Source organism: Acinetobacter sp. Res13-Abat-PEC15-P4-01 (assembly GCF_015676285.1).
Classification (GTDB): Bacteria; Pseudomonadota; Gammaproteobacteria; order Pseudomonadales; family Moraxellaceae; genus Acinetobacter; species Acinetobacter nematophilus.
The window spans coordinates 124,776-141,059 of sequence record NZ_JADAIN010000015.1 but is presented as its reverse complement, the minus strand read 5'-3'; the positions used below and the strand labels follow the sequence as shown (position 1 = coordinate 141,059).

General features: G+C 40.1%; 13 protein-coding genes and 3 tRNA genes. 9 read left to right on the top strand and 7 right to left on the bottom strand.

All coding sequences use genetic code 11. The annotated features are described in order from the left end of the window. The first annotated feature begins 43 nt into the window (after window positions 1–43). The 6 genes from IMO47_RS05725 to IMO47_RS05700 all read left to right on the top strand — a co-directional run bounded on the left by IMO47_RS05725 (window position 44) and on the right by IMO47_RS05700 (window position 5,015). Entirely contained in the window at window positions 44–1,471 is a 1,428-nt protein-coding gene (locus tag IMO47_RS05725; protein ID WP_196077353.1) for an amino acid permease, read from the top strand. Between the two features lie 348 nt (window positions 1,472–1,819). Then, a tRNA-Glu gene (locus tag IMO47_RS05720) sits at window positions 1,820–1,895 on the top strand. A gap of 334 nt (window positions 1,896–2,229) precedes the next feature. After that, a complete protein-coding gene (locus tag IMO47_RS05715; RefSeq protein ID WP_196077354.1) occupies window positions 2,230–3,660 on the top strand; it encodes an amino acid permease in 1,431 nt (476 codons plus the stop codon). A 129-nt stretch (window positions 3,661–3,789) separates the two neighbouring features. Further along, window positions 3,790–4,674: a hypothetical protein gene (locus tag IMO47_RS05710; RefSeq protein ID WP_196077355.1), complete on the top strand. Its 885-nt coding sequence runs from the start codon at window positions 3,790–3,792 to the stop codon at window positions 4,672–4,674. A gap of 147 nt (window positions 4,675–4,821) precedes the next feature. Further along, window positions 4,822–4,897, top strand: a tRNA-Glu gene (locus tag IMO47_RS05705). Window positions 4,898–4,939: 42 nt separating this feature from the next. Beyond that, window positions 4,940–5,015 (top strand) — tRNA-Glu (locus tag IMO47_RS05700). A 111-nt stretch (window positions 5,016–5,126) separates the two neighbouring features. Here the strand turns inward: IMO47_RS05700 and IMO47_RS19570 are convergent. Then, complete coding sequence (locus IMO47_RS19570) at window positions 5,127–5,282, bottom strand: hypothetical protein (RefSeq protein WP_227552221.1); 156 nt, start codon at window positions 5,280–5,282, stop codon at window positions 5,127–5,129. A 407-nt stretch (window positions 5,283–5,689) separates the two neighbouring features. Next, entirely contained in the window at window positions 5,690–6,943 is a 1,254-nt protein-coding gene (locus tag IMO47_RS05690) for a putative solute-binding protein (protein ID WP_196077356.1), read from the bottom strand. Between the two features lie 708 nt (window positions 6,944–7,651). Between IMO47_RS05690 and IMO47_RS05685 the strand changes: the two genes are divergently transcribed. The 3 genes from IMO47_RS05685 to IMO47_RS05675 all read left to right on the top strand — a co-directional run bounded on the left by IMO47_RS05685 (window position 7,652) and on the right by IMO47_RS05675 (window position 11,426). Then, the gene (locus tag IMO47_RS05685) at window positions 7,652–8,248 is read left to right on the top strand and encodes a 5-formyltetrahydrofolate cyclo-ligase (RefSeq protein ID WP_196077357.1); all 597 of its coding nucleotides are present in this window, start codon (window positions 7,652–7,654) and stop codon (window positions 8,246–8,248) included. A 135-nt stretch (window positions 8,249–8,383) separates the two neighbouring features. Continuing rightward, complete coding sequence (gene lon / locus IMO47_RS05680) at window positions 8,384–10,813, top strand: endopeptidase La (protein ID WP_196077358.1); 2,430 nt, start codon at window positions 8,384–8,386, stop codon at window positions 10,811–10,813. Between the two features lie 235 nt (window positions 10,814–11,048). Beyond that, window positions 11,049–11,426: a VOC family protein gene (locus IMO47_RS05675; RefSeq protein WP_198426918.1), complete on the top strand. Its 378-nt coding sequence runs from the start codon at window positions 11,049–11,051 to the stop codon at window positions 11,424–11,426. 207 nt (window positions 11,427–11,633) lie between these two features. On the opposite strand, the gene IMO47_RS05670 is transcribed toward IMO47_RS05675, so the two are convergent. From IMO47_RS05670 to IMO47_RS05650, 5 genes are all read right to left on the bottom strand, one after another. Further along, entirely contained in the window at window positions 11,634–12,062 is a 429-nt protein-coding gene (locus tag IMO47_RS05670) for a hypothetical protein (protein WP_196077359.1), read from the bottom strand. Window positions 12,063–12,189: 127 nt separating this feature from the next. Continuing rightward, complete coding sequence (gene dapF, locus IMO47_RS05665; protein ID WP_196077360.1) at window positions 12,190–13,038, bottom strand: diaminopimelate epimerase; 849 nt, start codon at window positions 13,036–13,038, stop codon at window positions 12,190–12,192. 14 nt (window positions 13,039–13,052) lie between these two features. Then, window positions 13,053–14,297 carry a diaminopimelate decarboxylase gene (gene lysA / locus IMO47_RS05660; RefSeq protein ID WP_196077361.1) on the bottom strand — a complete coding sequence of 415 codons (1,245 nt, stop codon included), beginning with the start codon at window positions 14,295–14,297 and terminating at the stop codon, window positions 13,053–13,055. Between the two features lie 33 nt (window positions 14,298–14,330). Next, window positions 14,331–14,561 (bottom strand): hypothetical protein, encoded by a 231-nt coding sequence (locus IMO47_RS05655; RefSeq protein WP_196077362.1) that lies wholly within the window; start codon window positions 14,559–14,561, stop codon window positions 14,331–14,333. 146 nt (window positions 14,562–14,707) lie between these two features. Continuing rightward, entirely contained in the window at window positions 14,708–16,111 is a 1,404-nt protein-coding gene (locus IMO47_RS05650) for an amino acid permease (protein ID WP_196077363.1), read from the bottom strand. Window positions 16,112–16,284: the final 173 nt, after the last annotated feature.

Here is a 16,284-nt window from a genome sequence, read left to right as displayed (position 1 = left end):
TTTAATCTAAAATATTGATTTAGCATTCTCAGTTACATCAAATATGCAATCTCCCGATCAATCGAATCAGCACATCAATGCTGATGGACAGTCTTTTGTCTTAAAAAGATCCATGACCAAACGACACCTAATTATGTTGTCTTTAGGTGGTGCTATCGGCACAGGTTTATTTTTAAGCTCAGGTGAAGTCATCGCCCAAGCAGGGCCGATTGGTGCTGTGATTTCCTATATCATTGGTGGCTTGATCGCTTATATGGTCATGCTTTGTCTGGGTGAATTGGCTGTGAATCAACCCGTTACTGGATCTTTTGGTGCATTTGCTGCCAAAAACATTGGTCCTGGTACAGGCTATATGGTCTCATGGATGTATTGGCTGGGTTGGTCTGCAACATTAGGTACGGAGTTTACAGCCGCTGCGATGCTGATGCAGGAATGGTTTCCAGCCACCTCGATCTGGCTATGGACCCTAATCTTCATTATCGCGGTACTGATCTCCAACCTCACTTCAACCCGTTTTTTTGCAGAGTCTGAATTCTGGTTATCTTTCGTCAAGGTGGCAACCGTTCTGGTCTTCATTCTTTTAGGCTTGGCGGCGATATTCGGTTTAATTCCATTTCATGGCTATGAGTCTGCACCTTTATTCAGTCACTTGACCTCACACGGCTGGCTGCCCAATGGACTATTTCCTATCTTTGCAACCATGCTGATTGTTAACTTTGCATTTAATGGTACAGAAATGATCGGGATCGCAGCGGGAGAAACCGAAAATCCAGAAAAAAATGTACCGAAAGCAATTCATGCTGCCGTGTGGCGCTTGATGATTTTCTTTGTCGGCACCATTATAGTGATCAGTTCACTGTTGCCCTATCAAGATGCTGGACTTGCTATACATGGAGAAGGTATCAGCAACAGTCCATTTGTGTCGGTATTTAATTTAATCGGTATTCCTTATGCAGAAGACATCATGCGTTTCGTGATTATCACGGCATTATTGTCTACAGCAAACTCAGGGCTTTACGCTGCTTCTCGTATGATGTGGGCACTCTCAGTTCAAAAACAATTACCGCGTATTTTTTCTAAACTGACTAAATCAGGAACACCTGTGATTGCAATTTTGGTCACCATGATCGGAGGCTTACCCGGATTATTATCAGAACAGTTCGGTGCAGATGTAATTTTCAAAAATTTATTGGGTGTCGCTGCATTTACCATGGTCATCGTATGGATAAGCATTTGCTGGAGTCAGTTTAATTTCCGTCGTAAATGGCTCGCAAGCGGCAAAACTTTGACGGATTTAAAATTTAAGACACCTTGGTATCCACTTGTTCCAGTCTTGGGTTTCATCACCTGTACCGCAACAGGCTTAAGCATGGCAGCTGATCCTGAAATGCTTTCAGGCTTTATTGGCTGTTTATTATTTATGGCATTCTGTTATGCGACCTATTATGGTGTGTACCATCAGAAAAAATAATACATTCAGAAGCTTCTCAGGCACCAGCTGTTCAATGTGTGCTTGAGATCAAGCTAAGTGCCATTCATTATTTTATGATATAAATAAAGTTAATCAATCATGGATGAATCAAACCCATGTTCAATAAATCCCCCATATAAAGCCTGCCGACATACCTTAAATTTTAATCTACAGCACACTCCCAATTACATTTGGTTTTAATCACCAAAGCGAATCTCATACAGTATTGATTAAATGATATGCTTAAAAACCGGTAATTGTCGATTGATTCATCAGTTAGCATATTTTTGCATAAATCTGTTTTGACAAAGGCGCGGTTTATTATTAATATACGCATCACCTCACAACGACCCTATCGTCTAGAGGCCTAGGACATCGCCCTTTCACGGCGGTAACCGGGGTTCGAATCCCCGTAGGGTCGCCATATTCGAGTCGATTTCTTAATTGAAACTTCTCATAAAAAAGCCTGAGCAATAAGACTCAGGTTTTTTTATATCCCAGTATTTTAAGCGGTCAAAAACACAGCAATAACATGGCGATGCTTTTTAGCATTTTGCTGAACAATTGAGCTTTTCTATATGAAACTCATATAGGCTAAATTAAACATAAGAAATTGATTTAATATAAAAATTAAAAAAAATAAAAAATAGTGGAAATTTATATTATGGATTATTGCCGATTAAAACCACTCAGTCATTGCACTATTTCGCAATTGGACTAAAATAGCGCGCTTCTTGTTTTATTTCCATTTGAAGCTTATGCCGTCATCACCAATTCAAAATGATGCTCAAGTATCATCTAATTCCTCACCACTCAAACGAGCAATGAGTACTCGTCACCTGGTGATGATTTCGCTTGGTGGTGCAATTGGTACAGGGCTTTTTTTGGGATCCGGTGAAGTGATTTCACAAACAGGTCCAATTGGCGCCATCCTCTCTTATATTCTGGGCGGTGTAATTGCATATATGGTCATGCTTTGCTTAGGCGAACTTGCTGTACATATGCCAGAATCGGGTTCCTTTGGTACTTATGCCCAACGATATATCGGTCCAGGTACAGGCTATACTGTCACATGGTTATATTGGCTTACTTGGTCAGCAACTTTAGGTACAGAATTCACCGCAGCCGCTTTATTGATGCAAGAATGGTTTCCACACATCTCGATGTGGTTATGGACAATTATTTTTGCAGCAATTGTATTTGGATTGAATATGAGTTCAACCAAATGGTTTGCTGAATCTGAGTTCTGGCTGTCATTGGTCAAAGTGATTACCGTCATTGCTTTCATTCTTTTTGGTCTACTGGCGATCTTTGGTATTCTCAATTATCAAGGGCATCATGAAGCCCCGCTGTTCAGTAATTTAACGGCTGAAGGCTGGTTTCCTCAAGGCTTATTTCCTATTTTCACGACCATGTTAATCGTCAACTTTGCCTTTTCTGGCACTGAGTTGATTGGTGTTGCCGCAGGTGAAACTGAAGATCCGGCCAAAAATGTTCCTAAAGCCATCAATACTGCGATCTGGCGCTTGTTGATTTTCTTTGTCGGCACCATCATTGTAATCAGCGCATTATTACCACATCAAATGGCAGGTTTACACGCTGAAGGAGTAAGCAGCAGCCCTTTCGTTACTGTATTTGATCATATCGGTATTCCTTATGCTGAGGACATCATTCGCTTTGTAATCATTACTGCATTGCTGTCTGCAGCGAATTCAGGACTATTTGCCGCCTCACGAATGATGTGGTCACTGTCAGCAAAAAAACAACTTCCTGCAATATTCTCAAGAGTCAATGCGCGTGGTATTCCTTATATTGCAGTGATTGTAACGATGTTTGGTGCGTTACCAGGCTTACTTTCAGAACAATTTGCACCTGAAACTATTTTTAAAAATCTATTGGGTGTGGCTGCTTTCACCATGGTTGTGGTGTGGATGAGCATTTGTCTGAGCCAATTTAATTTTAGACGTCAATGGTATAAACAGGGTCACAGTAAAGCTGAGTTAGGTTTTGCCGCACCTTTGTTTCCGATCGTACCGATTTTGGGTTTTGTATTCTGCTTAATTACCTGTATTAGTATGGTGTTTGATCCTGAAATGGTGGTTGGTTTTATCTGCTGTTTAATCTTTATCGCCATTTGTTACATCAGCTATGCATTCTTATATAAATCTCAGCATGATTCGCAGTCTTAAATAAAATACTGCCAGTATTTCAAATCAAAAGTGTGGCAATTGCTACACTTTTTGTACATTTAGAGATAGTCAAAAAAGCTTTAAGCTCGTAAATTAAATTTATAAATCTTGTGTTTGATCGCAGCAGCAATGAAAATTATTTTTATTCATGGCATGAATCAACAAAATTATAATGCTGATAATTTAAAACAACATTGGCTTGATATTTTTCAACAGGGTATCAACGAACTTAAACTTGTTATTTCTGTCAGCGATCTTGATATCAGTCTGCCCTTTTATGGAGATTTGATCACCAAACATCAACTCAGTAATCGCTTTGATCTGGATGCTTTCCTGCCTAAGTCATGGGTCAATCTGCATTTTCATAAACACAGTGCGAGCACAGCGCCCACCGCCCCCAATACAATGCAGAGCATTCCAGTTTTACCTTACTTTATGCCCGAGCATGAGCTAAAACTGTCAAAACGGCTGTATTTAGTTTCTCAGCTCTTCAAAGACAAAGCATTAAAAGAATTTTCAGTAATTTTAAATAACTTTCCCAAACTGCATGAAAGTCTAATCCATAAGTTTTTGATCGAAACCTATTTATACTTGGCCAATCCTCAATTTATGGATGAAGTCCATCAACGAATTTTAGCAAGCTTAGAAGCAGATCAGACACATCTCATCGTTGCACATTCCCTAGGGACCGTGATTGCGTATAACCTTTTACAGCAACTCTCCCCACGATATAAAATCCAACGCTTCATTACGTTGGGCTCTCCCTTGGCATTTAAAGTCATTCAGTCCAGACTGACACCCCCGATTCAAAGCCCCGCTTGCTTAAATGGAGATTGGCATAATTTTTACTCTCCAGATGACTTCCTCACGGCTTTTCCCTTGGTCAATGCACCATTTGACTTTCAGCCTGCCATTTTAAATACGTCTATTTCAACTTTTATCCATTCTCCCCACCAGATTGCCGGCTATTTACAGCATCCTGCCGTGATTAAGAATATAGTAGACGCACTTTAAATATCATCAGCACAATTCAATGGATAGTTTTGCTCTTTTTGTGTTATTGCTTTGTTTTTATACATATAAATCAAGTTTTCAATTTTATTGCAGAAAAAGGTTTGACACATCCCTGTATTCACCCTAATATACGCCCACCTCTGAAACGACCCTATCGTCTAGAGGCCTAGGACATCGCCCTTTCACGGCGGTAACCGGGGTTCGAATCCCCGTAGGGTCGCCATTAATACTATGGTTTTGTTTCAAGTGTTTGCCTCAATTTATTGACCCTATCGTCTAGAGGCCTAGGACATCGCCCTTTCACGGCGGTAACCGGGGTTCGAATCCCCGTAGGGTCGCCACATTCGGGATTGTTTTTTCATAAAACGTCTCACAAAAAAACCTGAGCATCATGACTCAGGTTTTTTGTTTTCTGGCTGTTTAAATATCTTTATTTTGCCATCCTTGAAATCTTATCGTACATCGATCAATTGCTCTGAATTAAAGCATATACTGGATGCGATCACCATGTCATTCAATGGAATATGCTGACCATATCTTTGTTTCATTAGCGCTTTGACACTTGGATGACCAAGATCAAAACTGGATAGTTTGTCCAAGAGTGCCACTTCTATTGCTAAAGCTTTTTTATACGTTTTACAAACCCACTCTGAACAATAAACCGCATTGTCTGACCATTTTTCACCACAATCATCCCCATATGACTGTATGGTGACTGTGTGGCTCGCTGAATCACAAGGCTTTGGGTTGGTTTAGAGCTATGAAGATAATATCTCCTGTTTGATAAGTCGCGGCATAACCAAAAATGGGAGAAAATAATATCAATAAAACGCTCAATAGATTTAAGAACATCTTTTTCAATATTATTTTTAAGCATTGTGTGGTGAATTTAACAGAGATCGACAGGTTTACAAAATCGAGAATCAAACAAGGCAAAATAAATGCTTATTTTGCCTTGTTTCAATCTTTTCTTTAACAACGGTTTTATTTCTGTGTATGAATAATGCTGGCTGCCTTATTCATCATTCAATGCACATTCAAAACTACTCGGTGTTTGTCCACAGCGCACTTTTTTCAAGATCTTCATCATCGCAGGATCGTAAAAGCCTTCTTTGGTCATCTGAATACGTGCTTCACGCATAATCTTGATATAGCCAGGCTTGTCTGCTTCACGGATATCAAACCAATATTTATCCGGTACTTCTCTTTCAATTTTATCAACAAACTCAAATGCAGGACTGAGTTGTTTGGAAATCATTTCTCGCGCGATGGGTCCCATTCCTGCGGGGAATTTATTACGATGCATGATCAATGTTCCTGTCACTTGAATGAGCGGAAACTTGATAATACCGCCAACCACATTGCCATTTTTATCCGTCATGCCCTTTTTCAACTCTAAAGGCTTAAACAACAATGCAGGACCAGCCATAATATCGACTTCTTTATTATTAAACTTGCCACCCACCGTTAATAAGTCAACAGATACTGGTTGAGCACCTACATTTTGGACAAGCTTTTTCTGCGTTCCATCAAAATTCATGACAGCAACTTTTTTACCTGCTGCCTTAGATAAAGTATCAATACGACGGTCATTGACCATGATGTAAGCAGCACCCAATGGCACAATCCCTACCACTTCATAATCGCGGTTGACCATTTTTGCATCATACTCTGGACGTGCAAGTAACTGAATCACGGTAGTCAATTGCTTGTAATTTTGGACAGCGCCAATGGCATCGATACTGCCAACAAATGGGTTGAATTGACGCGCTCGTATATTACTGATACCTGCCCCATCACAGCGTTTACTGCGAAAATCTTCAGTTAAGACACGCTCATCGGTATAGACACGTAAGTTAATGTCTGTAGATGCTGTTTTCTTAAGTTTTGGATAATTTAAGTCAATATGCATCGACAGTTTGGTTGGGCGTGTAATTTTCATATCCACACCGAATTCTTTGGCAATTTGAGTAATGCGTGGCAGTTCACTGATATAACTGGTGGCTTGTTCAAAAGCCTCACTATTCGCCCCATCGGGTGAAAATACACAGAGTGTGACGGTTTTAGGGATTTGTTGCCAAACTTTAGGATCATTCATCAACGTTTTAATTTTATTTTTTGAATGTGCTGAAAGTTCCAGATTTAATTTAGGTGCCACAGCTGGCGCAGCATAAGTCATCACAGACAAACTACTGGTCAATGCAAATAGAGTTGCCTTCATCCATGCCCGTAACAGCATTCTACGATGTGTATTCAGATTATCCTGCATCACTTTGTCCTATTTATATTCTTGTTGATCCATCATCACTCACGTGAATTCCTATTCAGCCTAATAGAAGTCTGAAACTTTGCAATTGACTGTGTAAAATCCAACATTTGTCAAAAAAGATAGTTTATTGATCCCTGTCTAAATGATTATTTTAAGTTGATGTTTATCAGATAATTAGCAGGATTAGACCGATTTGTCCATTTATCGAAAAACTTTATAGGAGTTCAAGTATCTCCTCATCAAGAGTTGGTCATAATCCACAATATCAGTCTTAAACACAAAATACGACAATCCATTACTCTGAGTTCGATAAAAATCCTTGATGAAATAGGATACTCGGAAACGTCATTCGCCACTGTACGAGGCAGAACTATTTTATCAGGTATTGTTTCTGCGACTGATTAAATGTATTGCTGGTGGTTGACAAGTTTTGCAGTGAGCAGCGATGTCGCTGTGCAGGATGGTTACCCTTCTGGAGCTTTACTTCTCATCCCAAAACAAAAGTATGGCTAGCCGCAGGCAGATCCAAAAATTGGATGAAAACTCAGCAAGACTCTGCTGAGACTTATTGTTTTTCAATAAGCTAAAGGTAGAGTTGCCTCGAACTCACATTATTAATCTCAGATCAATCGAAACTGTAAATTTATCAATTATGTTGCGATCCACTTCATTGTATACTGTTTATAGTTTGGAACTAAACTTGAAAGCATGAATCAAAATTCACAACTGCGCAAAATCATCAGTCAGCAACGACGCAAGTTGAATTCACAGCAGCAAAAAATGATCGAGTTGCGGTGCTTGAAGCAATGTTTAAAGCATCCGAAATTTTTAAACGCGCAGAAAATCGGACTGTATTTAGATGCCTTTGGAGAAGTTAAAACCAAACGTCTGATTGAATATTGCTTGACTCAGGGTAAAAAGGTTTATTTACCCATGATCTGCAATATGAATAACCACCTGGTTTGGGTAAGAATTTCCTACCAGCAATATCAAAATAAACGTTTTTCATTGCATCGGCTGGGCATGCTAGAACCCATGGCAAGCCGTGGGAAGCATGTTTCTACACTGGATATTGTGATTATGCCGCTATTGGCATGTGATATAAAAGGAACACGAATGGGAATGGGAGGTGGTTTTTATGATCGAACACTTGCTTCCGCTTTTCAACATCCGCATCGATTAGGTTTGGCTCATGATTTTCAGTATCTACACACCGAATTAGAAAGAAATCCGTGGGATCAACCCCTCGATAGCCTGATCACACCCACAAAAACATACTTTTTTAAACGCCAAATAGGTCAATAAATTCCTCCAGGCTTGATTGCAAATCAGATACTTGCGATTTTTTAATTTTTTTATTAAGTAAAGCCCTTGTAATTTTTGAAATACACATCACTATAAAAAACATGGCAACACCGTTGTCACTCATTAGGAGTGCCCATGTCTGAAATTATTATGAATCAAGAAAACTTAGAGCCACAGGTTCCAAGTGTATTACCGCTGTTAGCGTTGCGTGACGTGGTGGTTTATCCACACATGCAAATTGCGCTATTTGTGGGTCGTGAAAAATCGATCAATGCAGTTGATGTGGCTCGTAACAGTGACAATTTAGTATTTGTAGTTGCGCAAAAAGATTCGCTTACAGAAGAAATTGATCACGACAACCTATATCAATATGGTACTGTCGCTAAGATTGTACAAGTTGTAAACCATGAAAATGATGAAAACTGCATCAAAGTGCTCATTGAAGGTTTACACCGTTCTAAGCTGGTTGAGATCATCGACAATGATGAATATTTATCGGCAGAACATGCGTTAAGTCCAATGACTGTATCGACAGACAAAGCTACACAAGCAACACGTGTAGATGAATTACGTGCGCTGTTTTCACAATATGCAGAAGCAAAATTACGTAATGCACGCGAGTTGATTGCAGCTGCCAACAAGATTGATGATTTACTGCAATTATTGTTCTTTGTTGCAACGCGTGTGCCTTTGAATATTGATGTTAAACAAAAATTCCTAGAACACGACGAATTTGAAGCACATTTACAAGAACTCATGACCTATTTGTTGCAACAATCAGAAGAGCAACAAATTGAACAGACATTGCATGATTCTGTAAAACGTCAAATGGAAAAGAACCAACGTGAATACTTCCTCAATGAAAAGATGAAGGTCATTCAACGTGAACTTTCTGATATGAATGGCGGTGCAGAAGATGATGTTGCTGAAATAGAAAAACGTTTGGCAGAAGCTGATTTACCAGAACACGTCCGTAAAAAAGCTGAAAATGAATTCCGCAAGTTGAAAGCAATGCAACCGGCTTCAAGTGAAGCGGCTGTGGTACGTAACTATATCGAAGCGATCCTAGATACGCCTTGGAATAAAGCCAGTAAAGTTAGCATTAACTTGGCAAAAGCTCAGGAAATCTTGGACACTGACCATTATGGTTTAGATGAAGTCAAAGAACGTATTGTTGAATACCTTGCCGTTCAGTCACGCGTGAAAAAACTTCGTGGTCCAATTCTGTGCTTGGTTGGTCCTCCTGGGGTAGGTAAAACTTCTCTGGGTGAATCCATAGCGAAAGCTACTGGTCGTGAATTCGTTCGTATGGCACTGGGTGGTGTACGTGATGAAGCAGAAATTCGTGGTCACCGTCGTACTTATATCGGTGCGATGCCAGGTAAAATCGTGCAGTCTTTAACCAAAGTCGGTGTGAAGAATCCATTGTTCTTGCTCGATGAAATTGACAAAATGGCACAAGATTATCGTGGTGATCCGGCGTCTGCATTACTTGAAGTACTTGATCCATCACAGAACAGCAAATTTAATGATCATTATCTTGATCTTGACTTAGATTTGTCAGAAGTGATGTTCATCTGTACGGCCAACAGCATGAATATTCCAGAAGCGTTATTAGACCGTATGGAAGTGATTCGTTTACCTGGCTATACCGAAGACGAAAAAGTGAACATTGCAGACCGTTATCTTGTTCCTAAAGCAATTAAGAACAATGGATTACGTGCTAAAGAACTGACTGTTCATGAAGAAGCGATTCGAGACATCGTGCGTCGTTATACACGTGAAGCTGGTGTACGTAGCCTAGAACGTGAAGTTTCAAAAATTGCGCGTAAAGTGGTCAAAGAGTCGGTAAGCAAGAAAGCCAAAAACTTGCATATCGATGTCACCGCTGAAAACTTACCTGAATATTTAGGTGTACATAAGTTTGATTACGGCATGGCTGAAGAAGAAGCGCAAGTGGGTCGTGTCAATGGCTTGGCTTGGACATCTGTTGGTGGTGAGTTGTTAACCATTGAGGTTGCGGCAGTCAAAGGTAAAGGCAAATTCATTACTACCGGTTCACTCGGGGACGTAATGAAAGAGTCGATTACAGCAGCAATGACTGTGGTTCGTACGCGTGCAGATGAATTAGGCATTGAAGCTTCTCGTTTTGAAGAGACCGATGTACACGTTCACTTGCCTGAAGGTGCAACACCGAAAGATGGACCTTCAGCAGGTTTAGCTTTAACGACTGCTTTGGTTTCAGCATTTACAGGCATTGCAATTCGTCCTGATATTGCCATGACGGGTGAAACCAGTCTGGGGGGTCGTGCAATGCGTATTGGTGGCTTGAAAGAGAAACTTTTAGCGGCACATCGTGGTGGTGTTAAACTGGTGTTTATCCCACAGGAAAACGTACGTGACTTGGCTGAAATTCCTCAAAATGTGAAAGATGGTTTAGAAATTAAAGCTGTGAAAAGTATCGATGAGATTCTTCCACTTGCTTTGGTTGAACAACCTACACCATTGGTCAAAGCACCGATTGTAAAAACAGTTGATGAAGGTAAAAAAGCTGCGCGTCATTAATCTTGGCGCTGCAACAATTCAGAAAAGAGAATGCTTCGGCATTCTTTTTTTGTTTAGCGATCAGTAAAAACAAACCTGCTTACAAAATACAGCTGTACAACATTTAAGTTTGTCATAAGCTAATCACAATAAAGTCTAAAAATAATATTTGCTGGCTGAGCTCGATTGTATCGACCCAAGCAAACTGCCAACGAATGGTTTAATACATATAACAGTAAAACAAAAGGACACCATCATGCCAAATCCAGTCTGTTGGTTTGAAATCTATGTTGATGATATGCAACGAGCCAAATTATTTTATCAAACGGTATTGGGAACAGAGCTCAGTTTATTGAGCGATCCGACTGATGCAAATACCCAAATGTGGACTTTTCCATCCGACATGAACCAGTATGGCTCAGCAGGAACATTGGTCAAAATGCAAGGTGTGCGTGCAGGCGGAAACAGTACGATTATCTATTTCAGTAGTGAAGATTGTGCGATTGAAGAAGCGCGTGTTGTAGCCGCGGGAGGACAAATTCACCAAGCAAAAATGTCGATCGAACCGCATGGGCATATCGTTTTAGCTATAGATACTGAAGGTAATATATTCGGAATTCATTCAATGAGTTAACTGAGCAGTTTCAGAACGTTGAAACTTTTAGAATTTACATTTATATTGATTGAAAAACAACCAATCATCCTCATATATACATTAAGCAAATATGTGTGCTGTAGTGTGGTTACTTAATGTTGGTTTGGTCTCCAGACGAATCAACATTAAAACACAGTCCTACCCATTTCGGACTGTGTTTTTTTATGGATCACTGTTTTGATTAATTTATTGACGGTTTTGCTTCCATTGCTGGTATTTCTGACGGATTACCGCAGCTATTAAATCGTAATTTTCCCAACTGTCTTCTACAGCATAGGTTTCAGTCAAGCCTTTTGAATACACCAAAGTTGCATCATAATCTTTAAAATATTGCTGACTTTCATAATAGGCTTGTGTGAATTTAAAGCCTTCATCATTCAAATCTTCTTCCCAGAATTTTTCATCACACATAGCTGTCAAAAATTGCAACCCCGTCATTTGACGCGTACGTACTTGTTCTAGTTCGGTTTGACTTTCTTCTTGGTGGAATTCATCCTCTAAATGATGATTAATGATCCATGCCATATACATGCCAATATGTGTACCGCCATTTTTGTAGGGAAATCCAGCTTGCTCTGCGGATTCAGCATGCCAATCTATCCGATCTATTGCCATTTCTTATTTTCCTGTTGATTGTGATTATTTGCTTTAAATTTTAATAAATATCATTACTTTTGTGATTGGTCAAAAATCAAACGATTCAATTTAAAAGCCCTGACATCAATTCAGGGCTAAGGGCAAATCATGAACTTTGAAAATAACGTAAATCCAAACGACCTTCATAAACAGTAGCCGTTGGACCAGTCATCCAAACGACATCGCCTTCTTTCCATTCAATTTGCAATTTACCACCTGCCAACTCAATTTCCACATTGTTGGCGAGCAAACCACGACGCATACCTGACACAGCTGCTGCACATGCACCCGTACCACATGCCATGGTTTCCCCCACACCGCGTTCAAAGACTCGTAAACGTGCATGTTTCTCATCAATAATTTGCATAAAACCGGCATTGACACGTTGTGGAAAACGTTCATGTGATTCAACTTGTGGACCAATATGTGCAACATCTGCCGTTAAAACATCTGTAACGATGGTCACGGCATGTGGATTGCCCATATTGACCACATCGATGGTCAATGACTGCTCATCTGCTAGAGCGATGTCATACAAGGCATCCGGCTCTTCAGCAATAAATGGAATCTCTTGAGGTAAAAATTTCGGATAGCCCATATTGACTCGAACCCAGCCATTTTCACCCAATTCCGGTTCAACAATGCCGGCACTGGTCTGCACTTTAAAACGTTTTTTATTGGTCAATTGACGTTCATAAACAAAACGCGCAAAGCAACGCACGCCATTACCACATTGCTCAACTTCAGAACCGTCCGCATTAAAAATACGGTATTTAAAGTCAACATTGGGAAAATCTGGTGGTTCAACAATGAGAAGTTGATCAAAGCCAATGCCAAAATGACGGTCAGCCAAACGGCGGATCGTCACCGCATCAAAGAAGGCACGTTGGCTAATCAAATCAACCACCATGAAGTCATTGCCCAGACCATGCATTTTGGTAAATTCTAATAACATCTAAAAATTACTCCTTAAGGCAACAAGCGTTCATTTTCCCAAAGTGATTCAATGCTTTCTCGTTTACGAATCACATAAGATTGCTCACCATCCACCATCACTTCAGCAGCTCGACCTCGGCTGTTGTAGTTTGAACTCATCACAAAACCGTATGCACCAGCACCTAAAACAGCAAGATGATCATTTTCTTTAAGCGCAAGTTTACGTTCTTTACCTAAGAAATCACCTGTTTCACAAATCGCACCAACAATATCCCAAGTTTTGCTTTCAACATCTTTGCGCGGCTTAACTGGCTGAATATCCATCCAAGCCTGATACAAGGATGGACGAATTAAATCGTTCATTGCTGCATCAATGATTGCAAAATTACGGTGCTGGGTGGGTTTGAGTAAATCCACTTTGGTCAATAATACACCGGCATTTGCTGAAATACTCCGCCCTGGTTCCATATATACTTTTAAACCCAGTTTTTCTAGTGCTGGGCGCATAGATTCAGCGTACTCAACCACACTTGGCGGTGTTTCATCTTTATAAGTGACCCCTAACCCTCCCCCAATATCAATATGCTTTAAATCAATCCCCTGCGCTTTCAGCTGTTCAATCATCATCATAATACGATCAAGCGCATCCACAAAAGGCTGAGTTTCAGTCAATTGTGAACCAATGTGACAATCGATTCCAACCACATCTAAATTTGGCAATGACGCTGCATATTGATAGGTTTCAAAAACCACATCAGAAGGAATACCGAATTTATTTTCTTTCAAACCGGTTGAAATATAAGGATGGGTTTTAGCATCAACATCTGGATTGACCCGTAAAGAAATCGGTGCTTTTTGACCTAAACGTGCAGCAACATTTTGGATACGGTCAAGTTCAGCATGGGACTCCACATTGAAACAGGCAATGCCCACTTCCAATGCTTTTTGTATATCTTGTTCTTGTTTGCCCAAACCAGAAAACACAATCTTTGATGGATCACCACCTGCCGCAAGTACACGTGCAAGTTCCCCTCCTGTGACAATATCAAAACCGCAACCCAGTTTTGCCAATACATTCAATACTGCCAGATTAGAGTTAGACTTCACCGCAAAACAAATTTGATGATCGATAAAGCTGAAGGCTTGATCCATATCTAAATAATGCTTTTCAAATGTCGCTTTTGAATAGACATAAAGTGGTGTGCCATATTGCATAGCAAGCTGATCTAAAGAACATTGCTCTGCATGCAATACCCCATCAATGCGGGAAAAACTCATGAATGTATCCTTTCAATGAAAGTTTAAATAGGTTTAGTTTGAAGTCACTTGTGATGCTGGGGCTGACTGATCTGCGGGTACAGCCTGATCCACTGTTTTTTTCTCAGCTTGAACAGTGGTGTTGTCATGCTTTGAATACAACAAGTATTTGGCGCGTTTGTCTGAGTCGGGACTATTGGCTAACTGTAAATTACCAGATTGACCACAGCCGACTAAAACGGCCGCACTTAAAACTAAACCGATGCTACAAATTGCTAAACGCATCTGCTCACCTATTTCCAAAATTTTTGTCAGTATACCTTGATTCTAAAATATAGACCAAAATAACAAGCGCTCAAGCTTAAATTGAGAATAAAAAAAACGCCAGTCTATTACTGGCGTTTTCTTATGAGTATCATTGAAATAGCTAATTACTGTTTTTTCTTATAGAAACAGAAATAGCCAATCGCAAGGATAATCAACCAAATCGGGCTGACCATCAAGGATTTCAGGGTATCTGGCTCTAATGCAAGGATACCGATCGTTCCAATAAAGAAAATGATGACGACATAACAAGTAAATGGTCCGCCTGGCAATTTAAATACGGATTTTGCATGCAGTTCCGGACGGGTCTTGTAATACACCAAATAACTCCACAAGATAATGATCCATACCAGAATGAATAAAATCGTTGAAAGTGTGGTTGCTAAAGTAAAGGCTTCTACAGTATTCGGGACAAAGTACTGTAATGCAGCACCTCCCAATAAACACACACCAGAGAAATATAAAGCATTGGCTGGAACCGCACGGCGATTAAGTAAGCCGAATGCCTTAGGCCCCTGATCTTCACGAGAAAGTCCAAACAACATACGACTGGTCGAAAACACCCCACTGTTCATTGAAGACATTACTGAAGACAATACCACCAAGTTCATGATAATTGCCGCTGCTGCAATACCCGCTTGGCTGAATAGGTTTACAAATGGGCTGACTTTAGGATCGATTTGATCCCAAGGCGTTACTGACATCACGATTACTAAAGCCAAAACGTAGAAGAAAATAATACGGATTGGGATTGAGTTGACAGCTTTAGGTAAGTTCTTTTCAGGATCCTTGGTCTCTGCTGCTGTTGTACCGACAAGTTCTACTCCGACAAAGGCAAAGATTGCGATCTGAAAACCTGCCAGAAAGCCTTCAAAACCTTTGGGGAACATCCCTCCGTGATCCCATAAATGGGTAAAGGACGCAACTTGACCTGTAGCAGCTGAAGTAAAGCCTGTGAAAATCATCCAAAGTCCTACTAAAATCAGCACAACAATGGCAATGATCTTGATCAAAGCAAACCAGAATTCAAGCTCACCAAATAATTTTACAGTGACGAGGTTCAAGCCCAGAATAAAGAAAATGGCAGCAACACTAATCATCGCGCCTTCGGTTGGCGTAAACGCCACACCATTATTAAAGAACTGCAAATAGTAGATGATCGCAGATAAATCAGCGATCCCTATGGTGATCCAACACAGCCAATAAGTCCATCCCACAAAATAACCAGCCCAAGGACCAATTAAATCTGTTGAAAAGTCAATAAAAGACTTGTACTGCAAGTTTGAAAGTAGCAATTCCCCCAGTGCACGCATGACGAAAAACACCATCAAACCAATGATCATGTAGATAAATAATATCGAAGGTCCTGCAAGACTGATTGTCTTCCCTGACCCCATAAATAATCCTGTCCCAATCGCACCGCCAATTGCAATTAATTGAAGATGGCGATTTGATAAACTTCTAGATAGTTCACCTGTTTCCGCAGAAGAACTGAGGTTTTCATTTGACATTGTTATATTCTTCTCTCAGATTTCGTTTTACAAAAGTAGCTTAAAACAAAAAAAATAAAAAAGCCTTTTTCAATGGATACGCCTAATTATCTAGGATTTTCCACCTTTTAGCTTATTAAATAGCCAAGTGACTATTCCTTACCTTTCTTATTTTTACCGTTCCTTCATTTTGC

Bases quoted from the DNA above. Each gene is read 5' to 3' on its own strand.
- IMO47_RS05725 (WP_196077353.1), top strand. From the start codon at position 44: ATGCAATCTCCCGATCAATCGAATCAGCACATCAATGCTGATGGACAG.
- lysA (WP_196077361.1), bottom strand. From the start codon at position 14,297: ATGAGTTTTTCCCGCATTGATGGGGTATTGCATGCAGAGCAATGTTCT.
- IMO47_RS05650 (WP_196077363.1), bottom strand. From the start codon at position 16,111: ATGTCAAATGAAAACCTCAGTTCTTCTGCGGAAACAGGTGAACTATCT.
- lon (WP_196077358.1), top strand. From the start codon at position 8,384: ATGTCTGAAATTATTATGAATCAAGAAAACTTAGAGCCACAGGTTCCA.
- IMO47_RS05670 (WP_196077359.1), bottom strand. From the start codon at position 12,062: ATGGCAATAGATCGGATAGATTGGCATGCTGAATCCGCAGAGCAAGCT.
- IMO47_RS05675 (WP_198426918.1), top strand. From the start codon at position 11,049: ATGCCAAATCCAGTCTGTTGGTTTGAAATCTATGTTGATGATATGCAA.
- IMO47_RS05685 (WP_196077357.1), top strand. From the start codon at position 7,652: ATGAATCAAAATTCACAACTGCGCAAAATCATCAGTCAGCAACGACGC.
- IMO47_RS05710 (WP_196077355.1), top strand. From the start codon at position 3,790: ATGAAAATTATTTTTATTCATGGCATGAATCAACAAAATTATAATGCT.
- IMO47_RS05655 (WP_196077362.1), bottom strand. From the start codon at position 14,561: ATGCGTTTAGCAATTTGTAGCATCGGTTTAGTTTTAAGTGCGGCCGTT.
- IMO47_RS05715 (WP_196077354.1), top strand. From the start codon at position 2,230: ATGCCGTCATCACCAATTCAAAATGATGCTCAAGTATCATCTAATTCC.
- IMO47_RS05690 (WP_196077356.1), bottom strand. From the start codon at position 6,943: ATGCAGGATAATCTGAATACACATCGTAGAATGCTGTTACGGGCATGG.
- dapF (WP_196077360.1), bottom strand. From the start codon at position 13,038: ATGTTATTAGAATTTACCAAAATGCATGGTCTGGGCAATGACTTCATG.